The organism is [Clostridium] symbiosum, assembly GCA_036419695.1.
In the GTDB taxonomy this organism is placed as follows: domain Bacteria; phylum Bacillota; class Clostridia; order Lachnospirales; family Lachnospiraceae; genus Otoolea; species Otoolea symbiosa_A.
Window position 1 is genome coordinate 2,277,601 of the sequence record CP143946.1, and the last position, 18,392, is coordinate 2,295,992.

Genomic DNA, 18,392 nt, shown 5'->3' on the forward strand with positions numbered 1-18,392 from the left:
AGACGGAAACATAGAATGGAGCAGTATATATATGAGTTATGGAGTCGATGCATTATGGATAAGCTGAAAATTCGTTTAGATTTCGTAAATATAAATTATGATAGGGCGATTACCTGGTTTATCTGTCTGTATTTTTCAAATGGTTTGATTAGGTTGGCCGTAAGAAGGGTTTTAGCTTTTGCCGGCTTACAGAGTTTATATATTATATTCACCAATTTAATCATATATATACCGCTTATTCTTATGTTAATACTGATGTTTTCCAAAAGGAAGTTAGATAAATCATTATGGAGTTTTTTAATAGTTACTTTTACGATAATCTCTCTTTTTGTATTAACCCTATTCTTCCATCCGGAATACGACAGATTCTTCTTCAGAGAGACTTATGGTGTATGGGACGATGTCTTTCGTCCTGATAATGGAGCTGTTTTCGGATTCCTTGCTGTAACAGCAAGCAAGAACAGCAAGCGATTAATAGAGAATCTTAAATATGCATCATTTCTGTTATTGTTTTACAGTAGTTATCAATTTGTGAAGGCATTTAGTGATGGATACTGGAATTCTTTAAATGCAGCAGGAGAAATGATTGAGCTGAGTTATAATTTGAGCTTTGGTTATACTATTATTTTTTGTGCCACTATTTTTTTTGGACTTTTTATTAGAGAGAGGAAGAAAGTTTATTTATTTTTAGGTTGTTTATCTACCGTATTAGCTTTAGTTGGAGGATCAAGAGGTTGTATTTTGTGCCTACTTGTTTTTGGAATTCTTTATCTTTATAAAGAATTCTCAATTGTTCCAATGCATAAGAAGCTACTGATAAGCACTGGGTTTATATTACTAGGCATTTTATTTAATGCGTTTTATTACGACATTTTGTCAGAACTTTCCGGTATTGATGCGAGAACCATTCAAATGTTTCTCAGTGGAGATATAACCAGTGATAATGGAAGAGAAGTGATTTACTCGCTTGCTGCCGAGGCTATAAAAAACATGCCGTTCCTGGGATACGGCGCATTCGGGGACCGGCAGTTTATCACACCATACTATTATTGGGGATACTGCCATAATATTTTTCTGGAAATGATTATCGATTTCGGCTGGCTGCTTGGGATTATTGTGTTCCTGATTATTGGAATCAAAAGCATACAGGTTTTAATCAGTGCCAGGGATGAGCAGGCATTCGTCATCTGCATCCTTCTTTCGGCGAACGCAAAATTATTTCTGTCGGATACGTTTTGGGGCTACCCTCAATTTTGGATGCTGATAGCATATCTATTTTTTGTATTCAAAGAGGAACGAAAAAAATATACAGAGGATAACAATGGATGAGATAAATAAAATAGAGGCTGCAAAGCAAAAACAGCATGCAAAAGGTAAATTGTTTGTGACGGAACGGCTGGAGCAATTATTCGACGATGGTAAATATAAGGAGCTTTTCGATAAGGGACGAAGAATCGGCGTTTTGATTTGCGAAGGCAGAGTGAATGGAAAAAAAGTAATTGTCGCAGCGCAGGATTTTACATACCGCGGCGGGACTCTCGGCATGAAAATCGGAGAAAATATTGCCAGGGCGCAGGATGTTGCAATAAGTAAAAAATGTCCGTTTATTACAATTAATGATTCCGGTGGTGCAAGAATTCAGGAAGGAATTGATTCGCTGGCCGGTTATGGGGAAATTTTTTACAGGAACGTGATGGCCTCCGGGTTCATTCCTCAGATTTCTGTGATTTTAGGGCCTTGTGCCGGCGGAGCAGTGTATTCCCCGGGAATCACGGATTTTGTTTTTATGGTTGAGAACATTGCGCAGATGTATATTACCGGACCTAAGGTTGTGAAAAGCGTAACGGGCAGCAGCATAACGGCTGAGGAACTTGGCGGCTACAAGGTTCATACCAGGGAAAGCGGAGTCTCCCATTTCTGCTATCCGGACGAAGAAACATGCTTTCATGAATTACGCCGTCTGATTGGCATGCTGCCAAAAAACTGTGAAGAGAAAGCTGCTCTGCCCAGAAAAGAATTATATGAAAAAAAATCCGGGGAGATTGAAATACCTGAGAACACCCGCATTGGATACGATGTCAGGGAGGTGATTCGCGCAGTAATGGATGACGAAACTTTTATGGAAGTTTCACCTGAATTTGCACAATCAATTGTAGTTGGATTTGCATCTCTATGCGGGACGACAATCGGTGTTGTTGCAAACCAGCCCAGGTGTCTTGCAGGGAGTCTGGATTGTGACACGAGCGATAAAGCGGCAAGATTTGTCCGGTTTTGTGATGCGTTTGGGATACCATTAATCACGTTTACGGATGTGCCGGGATATCTGCCGGGAAGTTCACAGGAAACAAAGGGGATTATCCGCCATGGGGCAAAATTGCTCTATGCTTTTTCAGAGGCAACCGTTCCTAAAATCAATATTATATTGAGAAAAGCTTACGGTGGAGCTTATATTGCGATGAACAGCAAGCACCTGGGAGCCGATTTTGTGATAGCATGGCCGACAGCCGAGGTGGCTGTAATGGGAGAAGACGGTGCAGTCGAGATACTATATGCAAAAGAACTGAAAAATCTGTCGGGGAAGGAACGGGCCGATTTTTTAGAGGAGAAAAAAACAGAATATAAGACAGAGGTTATCAACTATAAACACGGACTTGAAATGGGGTATATTGATCAGGTAATCCAGCCATCTGAGACAAGGGAAACAATCTATACCCTCTTAAATAATGCCTTAAAGAAAAAACGATTTAGTAAAGCCAAAATACTCCGGAAAAAACACGGGAATATCCCGTTGTAAAAAGAAATTAATTAAACTGGAGGTTCATTATGTGGCGAAAAATTCTATTGCTATGTGTCATCGGTATGATGGTTCTTATTTTCCTGTTTTCGAGTCAGGCCGGAGCTTCTTCCCACTACATCAGCGATATGGCGGGAAGGATTCTGGGATTGTTCAGGGAAGATGAGAATGGAGAGTTCTACGGCCGGTTTCTTATCTGGGAGTGGAATGTCAGGCAGCTTGGCCATATGACGCTTTTTGGCTTTTTGGGAGGTGTTACCCATTCCTACCTGCTATCGAAACAGGATGAGTTGACGGGAGGATGCATTTTAAAATGTTCTTTTTTGTCAGCACTGCTCTGTTTTCTTTACGGATGTATTGATGAGTTCCATCAGTACTTTGTAAATGGGAGAAATGCGAGATTCCAAGATGTTCTGGTGGATGCAATTGGATTTTTGACAGCCATTTGTGTTTTGAATGCCCTGATTTGGCTATATAAAGTAATAAAAAACAGAATGTAAATAATTAATAGAAGTGATTTTGCGGAAAGGAAACAAAGATGAATATTACACATGTAATGGCGCAGACAATGTATACACAGGATATGTATATGTTGATTAATACATGTTTTGATGGGAGAGAGCACAAGTTCTGTACAGGGCATGCAAAACGTAAGGATTCTTTGGCTCCGATAGGATTAAATCAGGCGGAAGGAAATGCCGAAGTAATCAATCCTAAAAATTTCTTTAAATATATTAAAAATCTCAATGAATGTGATGCAATTATCCTGCATGGATTATTTAATTTTAAACATTTCATTTTTATTTCCAGAAAGAAAGAATGGCTGGCGAAAACGTGCTGGGTAATCTGGGGAGGCGACATTTACCGTCACAATGAAAAAACGAACCGTTGGGGAGTAAAACTGACAGAATATCTGAAACAAAAATATGCATCTCAGATAGGTTATGTGGCAACCCTGGTCGATAAAGATCTGCCGCTGGCACGCCAGTGGTATCATGTTACAGGTAAACACTTTTCTCTGAGCTATCCGCTTCCGATCCAGCGTCCGGGAGTAATGCAGAAGCTGACAGAGAAAGGTAATAAAAAGGATGGCAGGAACAAGACCGTCAAAGTAATGCTTGGAAACTCTGCGACTGTAACTAATTGTCATATTGAAGCGCTCGAGGAACTAAAGTCTTTTGCTGAAGAAGATTTGAAACTCTATATTCCTCTTACATATGGATTTAAAGGTTTTGAGGAATATCGGGAGAAAGTCATTCAAACTGCGGTCGGAATTTTTGGAAAAGATAAAGTCGTTCCTATTACCGAGTCGATGGACGGCGAAGCATACTCTGATTTTATCAGCGAAATGGATATTGGGATATTTTTTAATGACAGACAGCAGGCCATGGGGAATATTGCAATTGCCCTGGCTTCAGGGGTGAAGATCTACATTCGGAATGATACGACGATGTGGGCGAATTATGAGGGAAGAGGCTTTCAGGTAGAAAATGCGTTTAATCTCTCAAAGGAAACCTTTGAGACTTTCCGGACTTACACCCCGGACGTCAAGAAAAAAAATATGGCTTTAATACGAAAATATACCGATATTAATCTAATCAGGGATAAGTGGAAACTGCTGTTTCTGGTTATGACGTCAGACAGGAACAAAGAAGAACAATGAATCAGCAAAAGAATAAGAAGAATACTTATGATAATCCCTCTATTTCAACAAACATATTATGGCGCCTGGCTGAGCGTTTTGGCGCCCAGGGAGTCAGCTTTATCGTTTCGGTGGTCCTCGCCAGACTTTTAGCCCCCTCTGTTTATGGTACGGTTGCACTGATTACCGTGATCACAAATATCCTGAACGTTTTTGTCAGCAGCGGTTTATCTACTGCACTGATTCAGAAGCAGAAAGCAGACGACCTGGATTTTACGACAGTGTTTGTTTTTAATATCTGTATGTCTCTTGTGCTGTATACCGGCCTTTTTTTCTCAGCCTCAGCGGTAGCCGGCTTTTATGATATGCCCCAGATGCTCCCGGTAATCCGGGTTCTGTCGCTTTCCATCGTTTTGGGAGGGATCAATGGAATTCAGCAGGCATATATTTCAAAAAAAATGTGGTTTCACCTTTTCTTTAAGGCCACGATTGGCGGAACGGTATGTTCGGCTTTTGTCGGTGTTGGAATGGCATATGCTGGTTATGGGGTTTGGGCCCTGGTAGGGCAGATTTTGACAAATCAGCTGATGGACACGGTGATTTTATGGAAAATGCTGGACTGGCATCCGCGCTTCCGCTTTTCTTACCGGCGGTTCAGACCGTTATTTTCTTTTGGCTGGAAAGTATTTGTATCAAATTTGATTGACACATTTTACAAAAATCTAAGGAGCCTGTTGATTGGAAAAGTATATACACAGTCTGATCTGGCTTTTTACAATCGCGGTAACCATTTGCCTGAACTGATCATTTCAAATGTAAATACTTCGATCCAGAGTGTATTTTTCCCGGCCTATTCGTCGGCGAACGGTGATAAAACAACGCTGCGGGCTTTGGTCAGGAAGTCTATTTCCATCAGCACATACCTGATTTTTCCGGCAATGACAGGGCTGGCAGTTGTATCCTCTACGCTGGTTCGGTTATTGTACACAGATGTATGGTCCGCTGCGGTTCCTTATATGTGGATAGGGTGCTTCAGCTATGCATTTTGGCCGCTGCACACTGCCAACTTACAGGTGATCCAGGCAATGGGGAGAAGCGATATCAGCTTAAAACTGGAAATAATTAAAAAAACAGTCACGGTCATCTGCCTGATTTGGTCAATTCGGTATGGGGTGTTCGCTGTTGCGGTATGTGCTTTGCCGCTGTCCATCTTTTCGCTCCTGGTGAATTCATTTCCGAATAAATCATTGCTGAACTACTCATTTCGTATGCAGATAACCGATATATTTCCGGCACTGTGGATGAGCGGGATAATGGGATGCTGCGTGTTCCTGGCAGGCACCCTTCCGCTGATTGGCATTGTGAAGCTCGCTGTACAGCTTGTAACCGGAGGAGTAACATATCTGTTTTTATCGATTATTTCTCACAATCCTTCCTTTGGATATGTCAAAGCAAGGGCGGTCGGTCTTTGCTGCAAGAAAAGAAAGAAGCAAATAGAATAAATCGGTGGCTTAAACATAGAAAATGCAATCGGGCTGCATTTTTTATTAATAGAAATCATTCATGAACAGTTTTAGTTTTCAGAATGTAAAAGAAAGGAGATGAAAAAAAGCAGAGTTGTGAAAGTAAAAGGAACAGATAACGTATCTTTTGTTCGTATCTGTTCCTTTTACTTTCGCAATCTACGACGGAGCCTGTACGCTGGATGTGGCGTTACTGCATCGCTTATTGTATGGATTCAACGGGAGGTGGACAGTAAAAATAAATTTCTTCCATATATTTCCAGTGCTTTTCGTCCCCACCCCCTAAAAATAACCTCCAATTAATGATAATATAGAAAGTAAAAATAATTTATACGGAGGGAAAATGGAAAACCACACAATAACATCCGAAATGAAAGACAGCTTTATCCAATATTTAATCCAGGAGGAGAAGAGCCGCCACACAGTTGAAAAGTACCAGAGAGACCTGAAAAAGTTTATCCGCTTCCTCGGAGCGCGGGAAATTACGAAAGATTTAGTCATTGAATACAAAAAGAATCTTTCCGAACGGTATGCAGTAAGCAGCGTCAATTCAATACTGGCATCCCTGAACCATTTTCTGCAGTTTGCCGGCTGGTATGAATTCAAGGTAAAGCAAATGAAAGTGCAGCGCCAGGTCTACTGTCCGGAGGAGAAGGAACTGACCAGGGAAGAATATAACCGGCTGGTTAATACGGCGAAGTTTATGAAGAAAGAACGGATTGGCCTTATTATTCAAACGATTTGCAGTACCGGAATCAGAATCAGCGAGCTCATCTATATTACGGTTGAGTCAGTGCAAAGCGGAATCGCCTATGCAACGGGTAAAGGCAAAAGCCGCCAGATATTCCTGCCTCATAAGCTAAGGGGGCTATTGATGAAATATATCAGGAAGAACCGTATCTGCCGGGGACCCGTATTTCTGACAAAGGAAGGAAAGCCGGTAAACAGAAGTAATGTCTGGAAGGAAATGAAGGCGCTGTGTGCAACGGCAAAGGTATTAGCCGCAAAAGTATTTCCCCATAATTTGAGGCATCTTTTTGCCAGGACGTATTACAGAATGGAGAAAGATATTTCAAAACTGGCGGATCTATTGGGGCACAGCAGTATCAATACGACCAGGATTTATATTGTGACATCGGGGACGGAACACAGACAGCAGATAGAACGAATGAACCTGATTTTATGAGATTTGCAGCACAATTAGTTGGTGCAACATAATGTGGATTATGTAGTAGTATATAACAAAAAATCAAAATAGTCCATATTTTGGATTTAAAAAAAGTAACTATTATTTCTGAGAAATCATAACATAATTCTCTTCTTTACAAGTATCTTAATGGAAAAATCTTTATTCTTTACATAAAATTCTATGTTTTCCAAAAATTACCAATCATATTCCAGTTTCTCCCATTATAACATATTTTGCGCAATAGAAAAGTAAAATTTTTCCTGACAAATCATCGCGTATCGGTTCGACATGTTCGAATCGCTTATTTGTTTTACTCAGTTTTAATCTTTTCATCTAAAGGCAGTTTACTTGTCAAGGAACATAATCCACATTATGTTGTTCTTTTACTTCCTCTTTCGGGAACATAATCCACATTATGTAGTAGCCCAACAACTAAAGAATCAATTCAGTCATGCCATTACAGCATAAAGGAGACGCATGATGAAAATTGTTATTGAAGAAAACACAAAGCTAACCGGTGAGGATACACAAAAGCAGCAAATGGCAGAATACATGGGTTTCTGCAGGGCTGTCTTTGAGGCAAAGCAGAAATTTATGAAGGAAAGTAGTCCGGACAGGAGTAAAACGTATGGGGATGATTGATATTCACGCACATATTTTACCCGGAATTGACGATGGGCCGGAGACAATGGAGGAGACCCGGAAGATGCTCTTAAAGGCATTTGAACAGGGAATACGAAGCATCATCGCCACGCCTCATTTTTTCCGCAAACATTATGAACCGGATGTGGCTCGAATTTATGAACTTGTGGATGCCGTTCAGGCCGAGGCCGATGTTCTGACCCCAGGGCTTACCATATATCCCGGACAGGAGATTATGTATTTTTATGAGATAGAAGAATACCTGTCGGAACATAAGCTCCTAACTCTGGCAGGCTCAAGATATGTGCTGATAGAATTTCAGCCGACTGTTGTCTACAGCAGGCTGGAACTGGCATTGCGCAAAATGATATTTGCCGGATACATACCTGTTCTTGCCCATGCAGAGCGTTACTTTTGTTTGAGACGGAACGAAAGGCTGCTGGAACTGTCGGCAGCCGGCATGCGTATGCAGATGAATTACGGGAGCCTGGAAACAGGAACAAATTTTTCCGACAGGCGGTGGTGCCGAAAGATGATACTGGAGAACCAGTTTGATTTTCTCAGTACCGATATGCACGGAATAACCCACAGGTCTCCGGACTGTGGAGCCGCTTTGGAGTGGCTGCGAAGGAAGGCGGGTGAAGACCGCCTCAGGGAGCTGACGGTAGAAAATCCTAGCATACTTCTGGAAGCCCCGATAGCATAAAAGTTCCGAAAGTATAAAAGCTTCGGAAGTATAAGTAAATGTTAAAACAAAAGAAGATAAAGGAAATGAGTCATGGAAAAGAATATACGCCAATATCAGGATGATGATGAGATTTTGATTGACTTCCGGGAACTGTTTTATGAGTTCAAACGGAGAATCTGGTGGATACTTTTGTCCGCCGTTCTTGGAACGGGGGTTGCCGGGGCGTACAGTTACTACGTGTTGACTCCCCAGTTTACTTCAGAGGCAAAAATTTATGTCCTGTCAAAAGAAACTACACTGACCTCGCTGGCTGATTTGCAGATGGGCACACAGCTTACCCAGGATTATAAGGAACTGATTGGCAGCAGGCCGGTAATGCAGGAAGTAATTAATACACTGGGGCTGGATCTCACTTATAAGCAGCTGGCGGCGAAGCTTAAATTAGAAAATCCCAAGGATACGCGCATCCTGTATCTGACCGTAACAGATCCGGATCCCTATATGGCCAAGGCCATCGTCGACGGGATAGCCAACGCCGCCTCCGACTATATCGGAGAAATCATGGAAATGACTCCTCCCAAGCTGATTGAAGACGGCATGGTGGCAACGGTTAAGACGAGTCCGAATGTGAAAAAGAATGCGGCGGTCGGAGGTATTGTGATGTTGTTTCTGGCCTGTGGAATTATTACCCTGGCCGTTATCATGAACGACACAATTAGGACGGAAGACGACGCCTTGAGATATTTGGAACTTCCCGTACTCGCCGTCGTTCCGGAGCGGAAAGATTCAAAGGAAGATAAAAGCAGTTACCGAAAAGGAATTTTGGGCAGAAAGAAAAAGGTGCCCCAAAAGCATACTTCCAGAAAAAAAAGCGGAGCTTTCACGAAAAGTGCTGGAGGAGAAAAGACAGACAGGAAAAACGGAACAGAGGCTACAGACGGAAAAAATGGAACAGGGTGCACAGACGGCTTCAGCGAAAGATAAAACCGAAACCAATAAAGAAAATCGGTAAGGAGAGACAAGATGGGTAAGGAAATCAGCTTATTGCGTGATCTGAAAGAGGATTATCAGTATGAAGAGGCAATTAAGACTCTGAGAACGAATATTCAATTCTCGGGTACGAATTTGCAGGTCATCATGCTGACCAGCGCGGTGCCGAACGAGGGGAAGAGCGAGATATCATTTTCACTGGCCTCCTCGCTGGCCCAGATTGATAACCGTGTTCTCTTGATCGATGCGGATGTCAGAAAATCAGTCCTGGTGACCAGATATAAACTGGACCGGAAGATTGAAGGGCTGTCCCAGTATCTGAGTGGGCAGAAGACACTGGAGGATGTGGTGTATACAACTAATATAAGCAATCTGGATGTTATTTTTTCAGGCCCCCTTTCACCAAACCCGGCGGAGCTGCTGGAGGAACCGCTGTTCAAAAAACTGATCGACTGGGCAAGGGAAGAATACGCCTATGTCGTTATCGATACGCCGCCGATGAGCACGATTATTGACGGAGCCATCGTGGCAGGCCACTGTGACGGGGCCATTATGGTGGTGGAGAGCGGAGGAGTCAGCTACAGAGTGCTCCAGAAGGTAAAGAGACAGCTGGAACGCAGCGGCTGCCGGATTCTCGGAACGGTTTTAAACCGCGTCAATATGCAGATGCAGGGATATTACCGGTACTATGGGAAATACGGTAAATATCAATACGGATACGAATATGGACAGGAAATTAAAAAATAAAGATCAGAAGATACGGGGGCAGATTGTTTAAAGGCAGGATGCCCTGCAGAGATAAACAAAAGAAATCAGGGGATTAGGGTATGATTGTCGAAAACCGCTCTTTTTATATGGTTTTAGATACGTTGACGGTTGTTTTTTCTTATATTATAACATCATTTCTCATAGAAGGTTCCCTGTCGGGGATAACGCCGTCCGAACTTTGGTACCGGTGCATTCTGGTGATATGTATCTATTTTATCGTGGCTTTATTTTATCGGGAGAAAAAGCCGTTGATGAAACGCAGCAATTGGAATGAACTGGAAAATGTGTGCAGCGTCAATTTTCAGATGGCTTTGGGGCTGGCGCTTCTGCTTTATTTATTTAAAGTGGGAATGAAATTTCCACGCTCGTTTTACCTCATATTTTTCATTGTAAATACAGCATTTATGTACATAGCCCGTTTATTGTTCAAATCTTTTCTATATGACTATTACAGTAAATCGGAAAACAAAAAGAAATTAATCCTGTTTGCCAATGAGGAAAATGCCTTGAAGATGATGCACAAATATGTGACCTCTTTTATGTTTGATTATGAGGCCGTTGCGCTTGTTGTAATCAGCGGCCATAAGGACAAAGGCAATCTGCATGTGGAAATAAACCGTATTCTCCGCGGGAAGAGCGGAAGCTATATGGAACTGTCGGAAAAGAGCCTGGAGGCATTTCTGATGAGGGAGGCGATCGACGAGGCACTGGTAAGTATGCCGGAGTCAAGGAGACAATGGCTGAGGGAACTGATCCTGTATATGGAAAACCTGGGAATCGTGACTCATGTAACGACGAATACCTTCTGTCTTGGACGCGAGGAAAAGGTGGTGGAGGAGTTTGGAATTTACAACGTCCTTACCTACAGCCCCAGGATATTTGACCCGGCGGAGCTGTTTTTAAAAAGGACGATGGATATTGCAGGAGGCCTGGCCGGCGTGATTCTGACTGTGATGATAGGAGTTGTCGTTGCGCCGATGATATATCTGGAGTCGCCGGGGCCCGTGATATTTAAGCAGACCAGGATTGGGAAAAACGGCCGCCGTTTCACTATCTATAAATTCCGCTCCATGTACATGGATGCGGAACAGCGGAAAAAAGAACTGATGGCCCAAAATGAAATGAACGGCCTGATGTTTAAAATCAAAGATGACCCCAGGATCACCAGGGTGGGAAGATTTATACGCAAAACCAGCCTGGATGAATTTCCACAGTTCTTTAACGTCCTCGCGGGAGATATGAGCCTGGTGGGAACGCGTCCTCCGACTGAGGATGAATTTGTGAAATACTCGGAACGCCATAAACGGCGTCTCAGCCTGAAACCGGGAATTACCGGGATGTGGCAGGTCAGCGGGAGAAGTACGGTTAATGATTTCGAGGAGATTGTAAATCTTGACCTGGAATACATAGATAGCTGGTCCTTCTGGCTTGATATCAAGCTGCTCTTTCAGACCGTGTATGTGGTCCTGTTCCAGAAAGGGGCATCGTGATGGGGGAGGGAAAGGAGAAAGAAGGGAAGGTAAAAGAGCGAAAAGAAAAATACAAAAAAGTAATGGACGGAGAAACAGGAAGAGAGAATAGAAACAGATGGAAAAAACTGCTCCCCTTCATTTTGGCTGCAGGAGCATTGGTTCTTTTATGGTTTTTGTGGTTCAGCCTAGATTTATACCGGCAAAGACAAGAAACAGAGGCCCGGATTCGAGAGCGGGGAAATGGCGAAGCAATCGAAGTCCTTGGTTCAGCAGTGGAAAATGTACTGGAATACGAGGGGAAAAAATACAGACGTAATACAGCAATCCGCGCGATACTCTGCATCGGCGTTGATACGACGGGTGAGATGGAGCGGTATCACGTTTCAGGAGCGGCAGGCCAGGCTGACGGTATTTTTCTGGTGGCTCAGGATATGGCCAGCGATACGGTTCAAATCCTTATGATTCCCCGGGACACAATGACGAAAATAACACTGTTTGATTATTTTGGCAATGAATTGGGAAAAGACGTGCAACATTTAACCCTGGCATACGCCTATGGCGACGGAAAAGAGCAAAGCTGTGAGCTGATGACGGAGGCGGTTTCGGATCTTCTGTATGGTCTGCGGGTAGACGGTTATTTTGCAACCAATATCAGTACGGTTGAAATCCTGAATGATGAAATCGGAGGTGTAGAGATCCTGGTTGAGGATGGATCCCTGTCGGAAAAATATCCGGAATTTGTAAAGGGAGAAAAAGTTCTTCTGAAAGGAAAGCAGGCAGAACATTATATCCGGTACAGAGATATCAATCAATATCAAACGGCGTTGACACGGCTGGAGCGTCAGAAGGGGTACATAAAAGCATACATTGAAACGGCAAAACGCAGGGCGGAGGAAGACGCTCAAATGATAGTCAGACTGATGGATGATGTGGAAAAATATATGATCACCAATATGGCCAAGGACCAATATATGGATATGGGCCTGGCGGTGTTGAACAGTCCGCAGATTATGGATGACGGAGATTTCATCTTCCTTCCCGGAGAGGCGGCTCGAACGGAACTGTATGAGGAGTTTCATCCGGATGAGGAGAAAGTGAAAGAACTTGTAATCCGGTTATTTTATAAGGAAGTACGATCTTAGAAAGTGAAAATTTAGAAACAGATGATTGGCTCAGGCAGCATGTAAAGGAAGGAGATAAGTTATGAAGAAAAGGTATATTGGTATCGTATTGGCAGCAATGATGATGGCTCAGCCGGTGATGGCCCAGGGGGCTGTGAACCCAAGCCCAAATACAAAGCCGGTGGTGACGCCGTCAAAAGATCGGGATGACAGCAATTCAAGTTCTAAACCACTTGATACCTCCGGCAGCGCTGGCGCAGGGATTACCGGGGCGGAGAGCGGAGGTTTAGCAGGGGGCATGACGGCGGGCGGTACAGCAACAGGAGGAACGGCAGGCGGTGGCCCGGGTTCAGCCGGCAATTCCATCATGGTTGGAAATACGGAGATTCGCTTTGCATCCAATGATGAGGTGAAGGAGAGCTTCCCTCAAAGTGTCGTAGAGACGATTAATACAATTAACTCGGGAACAACCCCGCTCTACCGCGCGATCGGCACACCGGAGACAGTTGGTTATAACCCGTTGATTCCGGTACAGACACTGGTGATAACAGATGCAGCCACTCAGACAAAAGTGGATGAAAAAGCTACCGTCAGCTTATATGTGCCGAATCTGGTGGAAGGGCTGAATGATGTGCAGCTGCTCTATTATAACACGTTAACGAAAAAGTGGGAGTTTATGGCTCCGGCAGCAATTGATTATGCGACGAAACAGGTGACGATGACGCTGGGGAGCGATACGGCTTTTACGGTGGTGTATAAGAATAAGTAAATGATGGCGTACATGCTTTTGGCGGATACAAATCATCCCCAAAAGCATATATGGTATTACGGATAAATCCAGTTGATTTTAAAAATAGGAGAAGTTACATGCAGCATATATTTATTGTCGGTTCAAAAGGAATTCCGAGTGCTTATGGAGGCTATGAAACCTTTGTGGATAAACTGACAGAGTACCATAAAGACAACAAAGAGTTGAAATACCATGTGGCGTGTAAAAGTACGGAGTATGGGGAATATGAGTATCATAATGCACGGTGCTTTAAAATTGCAGTTCCTGATATTGGAGCAGCGCAGGCAATTTATTATGACGTTGCTGCATTGAAAAGTATCTGTGCCTATATAAAGCATAATAATATAACAAATCCCATTGTTTACATTTTAGCCTGCAGAATAGGTCCGTATGCCCAATATTACCGGAAAAAGATACATAAGTTTGGCGGGAAAATGTTCGTGAATCCTGACGGGCATGAATGGATGAGGGCAAAATGGAGCCTGCCAGTTCGCAGATATTGGAAGATATCAGAACGTATGATGGTAAAAAATGCGGATTTGCTGGTTTGTGACAGCAAAAATATAGAATCCTATATCAGGAAGACATATTTGAAATATGATCCGGATACGGTCTATATCGCATATGGGGCTGAGACGAGGAAGAGTTCGGTTTCAGATAATGACGAAAGACTGATTAGTTGGTATAAGCAAAAAGGATTACGACCAGGGGATTATTATCTGGTTGTTGGAAGATTTGTACCGGAAAATAATTATGAAATAATGATTCGGGAATTTATGAAAAGTAATTCCAGGAAAGATTTTGTACTTATAACAAATGTCAGTGAAAAATTTCTTGAAGTTCTAAAAACGAAGACGGGATTTGATAAGGATGTTCGGATAAAATTTGTGGGAACTATTTACGAGCCCGAACTGTTAATGAAAATTCGTGAAAATGCATATGCTTATCTCCATGGCCATGAGGTGGGAGGCACTAATCCCAGTTTGCTGGAGGCATTGGGAAGTACGGGCCTGAATTTACTTTTAGATGTTGGCTTTAATCGTGAAGTGGCGGAAGATGGAGCTGTGTATTGGGTAAAAACACCTGGCTGCTTAGCAGAGCTGATTGAAAAGGCTGAGCAACTGACGGGAGCTGAAAGAGATGCTTTAAGTGAAAAGGCAAAGCATAAAATTATGACCGATTACAGTTGGAATTCTATTGCGGATAAATATAGAGCTTTGTTCTTGCGGCAAAGTAACAAGTAATGGTTAAGGAAGCGACAAAATGAGAATTTTACATTATTCATTGGGATTTCCCCCATATCGGTCAGGAGGAATGACGAAATACTGCCTCGATTTAATGCTGACCCAGAAAGAACAGGGTAACAGGGTAGGATTACTGTGGCCGGGAGAAATTAACTTTTTAAAGAAAAATAGGGTACTTAAAAGAAAAGACAACTATGGTTTAGAAAGTTATGAAATTGTAAACCCACTTCCCGTACCCATGGATGAAGGAGTCCGGGACGCCAAATATTATATGGCCGACGGCGATAGTGAAATTTGTGAACAATTTTTAAGGAGCTATAAAGCTGAGGTCCTTCACATCCATACTTTAATGGGACTTCACAAAGAGTGGATTACGGCGGCTCAAACAGTCGGCGTAAAGACCTTGTTTACAACACATGATTATTACGGGATTTGTCCGAAAGTTACCCTGTACCGTGAAGGATCAGTCTGCGACTGCGACCATGAATGCGTGGACTGTGTAAACTGTAACAGCGGGGGGCTCACGCAGTCCAAAATCCAATTATTGCAATCACCAATCTACAGAAAAATAAAAAATTGTGGACCGGTAAAAAAAATCCGCAAAAAACACAGGCGCAATTTTTATTTGCAATCCGCCGCGATAACTCCGGCTGCGCTGAAAAAACAAAGTATACCAGAAGTGAAAGGGATGAAAAAGAAAACGGACTATCAAAGTTTAAGGCAGTTCTATTTAAGTATGCTTTCCGGGATAGATGTCATCCACTTTAATTCATCTGTAACACGAAAAATCTACATGAGGTATTTTACTCCCGAAAACAGCAGTGTAATTCCAATTTCGCATAGGGGGATTGAGGATAACCGGATCATTAAAGCATTTGATTCAGATGATCTGAGAATATCATTTTTATCACCTTTTAAGCCATTCAAAGGGAGCGTTATTATAAAAGACGCCCTCGACGAAATATGGGCGCAGGAAAAACATAATTTCAGTCTGCGGATTATTGAACATATTGAATCGCCATCCCCCTATATGATTATTCAAGATGGTTATGAGTATGATGAACTGAAAAAGATTTTTGAGGAGACGGATCTGCTGATTGCACCGAGTATTTGTTATGAAACATTTGGATTTACGGTATTGGAGGCTTTGAGCCATGGCGTACCTGTACTGGTAAGTGAGAATGTAGGCGCGAAAGATTTAATTAAAAAAGAATACGGAATTGTTATAGCGCCAGATAAAGAAGCTTTAAAAAGGGCTATTTTACAACTGCTTGGGGATAAGACGAAATGCAGGCTTATGAATCTAAATAATATAAAAAAATTCACGGCGCCTTCTGTAAGAGACATAGAGCGGCTGTACATATGAGGAGACTGATAGGATGAGCATTCCTAAAATCATTCATTATTGCTGGTTTGGACCGAACCCTATACCGGAAATGGAAAAAAAATGTATTCAATCATGGAAGCGGCATTTGCCTGATTATGAGATTATTTTCTGGAATGAAGCAACATTTGATGTTAAAAGCGTTGATTATGTAAAGCAGGCCTATTTCTGTGGCAAATATGCTTTTGTAAGTGATTATGTACGTATCAATGCACTTTACAGTTTTGGCGGGATTTATTTGGATACAGATGTTGAAGTCCTCAGAAATTTAGATGAATTTTTGGAAAATGAAGCGTTTATCGGATTTGAGAATAGAACAATGGTAGGAACCGGTATTATAGGGGCAGAAAAAAATAATGCAATTCTCGGAGCGATGCTGGATTATTATCATGCCAATCCATTTATCAATGAAAAGGGTTATATGGATATGACAACCAATGTCAAAATCCTTTATAAATTATTAGTTCTAAATGGATTTGAGAGTGAAGACAGGGAGCAGAGGTTAAAAGGGATACATATTTATAAGAGAGAATATTTTTGTCCAAAAAGAATAGGAAAGAATGAATTTAAGGTTACCGAACATTCAGCGGTCATACACCACTTTTCAGGCAGTTGGTTAACCGAAAAAGAAAAGAAAAGGGGAAACAGTTTGCTCTGGAGAAATGTCTTCAGACCTTTGCTACGCAAGACACGGGAAATATTATTAAAAACATTGGATGAGGATACCGTGAAAAATTTAGAAGCGGAATTAAGAAACAAAATGAGGTAGATAAGGTATGGTGGAATATTTCTGGGGAAAAAGGCATTCGGATATTCTTGATACCTTTTTAAAGGAACTGGGAAACGCTGAAGTAGAGTATTTTATTTTAAGGAATTATGAGGGATTGCCGGAAAAAAATGATTCAAAAGATGTGGATATTATTGTTCGTCCGGGGAAATATGCCCTTGCTGAAAGAATTTTATTAAAGATATTTAAACAATTTGCTGTACCAAATTATTACACGGTGAAATATGAACGAGTCAGGTGCTGGTTTGGGATTGATTTGGACACAAAGTTTGCAATACACATTGATTTAATGGAAGGTTACTTAAATAAAGGTTTTGAAATAATATCATTTGATTTGTTCTATAAAAATACTGTTGAGTATAATGGATACAGGGTTTTGAATGAGGCGTATGATATCGTCATGTTGCTTTTATATAAAGTAATCGGCTGTAAAGAACTGAAGAGCAAGTATGTATTAAAAATTGAAGATGGTTACAAAAATAATACTGAGCGTATAGACATGATTCTGCGTTCTGTGCTGGACGAAAAAGAGTCCCGTATAGTGATTAATGCGTTGAAAGATAAAAATTATGCCCAGATTCTTGAACATTCAAAGAAAATATCAAAAGTTTCAAAAAAAATTGCATTAATAAAAAGACCGTTCAAAACAAGTTGTAATATTTTACAGTTTTGGATGGAAAAATTGTATCGCATAGGTGTATGTCCAAACAGATTCCGAAAATTTATCGCGGTCGAAGCTCCTGATGGAGCAGGTAAAACTACGTTTATCAATGAGCTTTGTGTCCTGCTTGCACAAATGTTTGTCTGTGACATAGAAAAGATGCACATATATCATTTCAGGCCGGGGCTATTTCCGAATCTGGGGGCGGTGGGGGAAAGGATGGGGGTAATGGAACAGGACAAAGATTTTACCTGTCCCCATAGAAATAAACCGGCAAACCCGGTTAGCTCGTTTATGCGCATTTCATACTACTGGTTAGACTATATTGTGGGCACGATAATTTGTGTAAGAAAAGATGTACAGTTTGACAAATTCACAATTTTTGACAGATATGCATACGACTTTATTGTGGATCCACTTCGCTCCAGAATTAATCTTCCTGAGACCATACGGAGCGTTTTTACAAAATTAGTTCCACAGCCACACATGGTCTTCATATTAGAAGCAGATGCAAAAGTAATTTACAAGCGAAAGCAGGAATTATCTCTGGAAGAAATCAATAGACAGCTGAAAGAGTTTGAAAGGTTAAGCAGGCGGGGAAAACAATTTATTAAGTTGGACGCCGGCAGAAGTATTGAAGAAATGGTCGATGAAGCTGCGGAAAAGATTATTTCCAGGTATACATATAAGACGTAAG

At 41.7% G+C, this 18,392-nt stretch carries 17 protein-coding genes; all 17 read left to right on the plus strand.

The window, feature by feature from the left end; all coding sequences use genetic code 11:
* The first annotated feature begins 54 nt into the window (after positions 1 to 54).
* The 17 genes from V3C10_10470 to V3C10_10550 all read left to right on the plus strand — a co-directional run bounded on the left by V3C10_10470 (position 55) and on the right by V3C10_10550 (position 18,391).
* Positions 55 to 1,329, plus strand: coding sequence for an O-antigen ligase family protein (locus V3C10_10470; GenBank protein WVP64199.1), 1,275 nt, complete (start codon positions 55 to 57; stop codon positions 1,327 to 1,329).
* Complete coding sequence (locus V3C10_10475) at positions 1,322 to 2,794, plus strand: acyl-CoA carboxylase subunit beta (protein WVP64200.1); 1,473 nt, start codon at positions 1,322 to 1,324, stop codon at positions 2,792 to 2,794. Before V3C10_10470 ends, V3C10_10475 begins: the two co-directional genes overlap by 8 nt.
* A 29-nt stretch (positions 2,795 to 2,823) precedes the next feature.
* Positions 2,824 to 3,294 carry a VanZ family protein gene (locus V3C10_10480; protein ID WVP64201.1) on the plus strand — a complete coding sequence of 157 codons (471 nt, stop codon included), beginning with the start codon at positions 2,824 to 2,826 and terminating at the stop codon, positions 3,292 to 3,294.
* A 68-nt stretch (positions 3,295 to 3,362) separates the two neighbouring features.
* Complete coding sequence (locus tag V3C10_10485) at positions 3,363 to 4,457, plus strand: TDP-N-acetylfucosamine:lipid II N-acetylfucosaminyltransferase (protein WVP64202.1); 1,095 nt, start codon at positions 3,363 to 3,365, stop codon at positions 4,455 to 4,457.
* On the plus strand, positions 4,454 to 5,938 hold the full coding sequence (locus tag V3C10_10490) for a lipopolysaccharide biosynthesis protein (GenBank protein WVP64203.1): 1,485 nt from the start codon (positions 4,454 to 4,456) through the stop codon (positions 5,936 to 5,938). Before V3C10_10485 ends, V3C10_10490 begins: the two co-directional genes overlap by 4 nt.
* A 364-nt stretch (positions 5,939 to 6,302) precedes the next feature.
* Positions 6,303 to 7,145, plus strand: a complete 843-nt coding sequence (locus V3C10_10495) for a tyrosine-type recombinase/integrase (GenBank protein ID WVP64204.1) — start codon at positions 6,303 to 6,305, stop codon at positions 7,143 to 7,145.
* 480 nt (positions 7,146 to 7,625) lie between these two features.
* Positions 7,626 to 7,790: a hypothetical protein gene (locus V3C10_10500; protein WVP64205.1), complete on the plus strand. Its 165-nt coding sequence runs from the start codon at positions 7,626 to 7,628 to the stop codon at positions 7,788 to 7,790.
* Entirely contained in the window at positions 7,777 to 8,496 is a 720-nt protein-coding gene (locus V3C10_10505; protein WVP64206.1) for a CpsB/CapC family capsule biosynthesis tyrosine phosphatase, read from the plus strand. The genes V3C10_10500 and V3C10_10505 overlap by 14 nt, the downstream gene beginning before the upstream one ends.
* Before the next feature lie 72 nt (positions 8,497 to 8,568).
* Positions 8,569 to 9,462 (plus strand): Wzz/FepE/Etk N-terminal domain-containing protein, encoded by an 894-nt coding sequence (locus V3C10_10510; GenBank protein ID WVP64207.1) that lies wholly within the window; start codon positions 8,569 to 8,571, stop codon positions 9,460 to 9,462.
* Positions 9,463 to 9,501: 39 nt separating this feature from the next.
* The gene (locus tag V3C10_10515; GenBank protein WVP64208.1) at positions 9,502 to 10,215 is read left to right on the plus strand and encodes a CpsD/CapB family tyrosine-protein kinase; all 714 of its coding nucleotides are present in this window, start codon (positions 9,502 to 9,504) and stop codon (positions 10,213 to 10,215) included.
* An 80-nt stretch (positions 10,216 to 10,295) separates the two neighbouring features.
* Entirely contained in the window at positions 10,296 to 11,726 is a 1,431-nt protein-coding gene (locus tag V3C10_10520) for a sugar transferase (GenBank protein WVP64209.1), read from the plus strand.
* On the plus strand, positions 11,726 to 12,850 hold the full coding sequence (locus V3C10_10525; GenBank protein WVP64210.1) for an LCP family protein: 1,125 nt from the start codon (positions 11,726 to 11,728) through the stop codon (positions 12,848 to 12,850). The genes V3C10_10520 and V3C10_10525 overlap by 1 nt, the downstream gene beginning before the upstream one ends.
* 61 nt (positions 12,851 to 12,911) lie before the next feature.
* Complete coding sequence (locus V3C10_10530; GenBank protein ID WVP64211.1) at positions 12,912 to 13,598, plus strand: hypothetical protein; 687 nt, start codon at positions 12,912 to 12,914, stop codon at positions 13,596 to 13,598.
* 98 nt (positions 13,599 to 13,696) lie between these two features.
* Positions 13,697 to 14,863: a DUF1972 domain-containing protein gene (locus tag V3C10_10535; protein WVP64212.1), complete on the plus strand. Its 1,167-nt coding sequence runs from the start codon at positions 13,697 to 13,699 to the stop codon at positions 14,861 to 14,863.
* Between the two features lie 19 nt (positions 14,864 to 14,882).
* Complete coding sequence (locus V3C10_10540) at positions 14,883 to 16,229, plus strand: glycosyltransferase (protein WVP64213.1); 1,347 nt, start codon at positions 14,883 to 14,885, stop codon at positions 16,227 to 16,229.
* 13 nt (positions 16,230 to 16,242) lie between these two features.
* A complete protein-coding gene (locus V3C10_10545; protein WVP64214.1) occupies positions 16,243 to 17,016 on the plus strand; it encodes a glycosyltransferase in 774 nt (257 codons plus the stop codon).
* Between the two features lie 7 nt (positions 17,017 to 17,023).
* The gene (locus V3C10_10550) at positions 17,024 to 18,391 is read left to right on the plus strand and encodes a hypothetical protein (GenBank protein WVP64215.1); all 1,368 of its coding nucleotides are present in this window, start codon (positions 17,024 to 17,026) and stop codon (positions 18,389 to 18,391) included.
* Position 18,392: the final 1 nt, after the last annotated feature.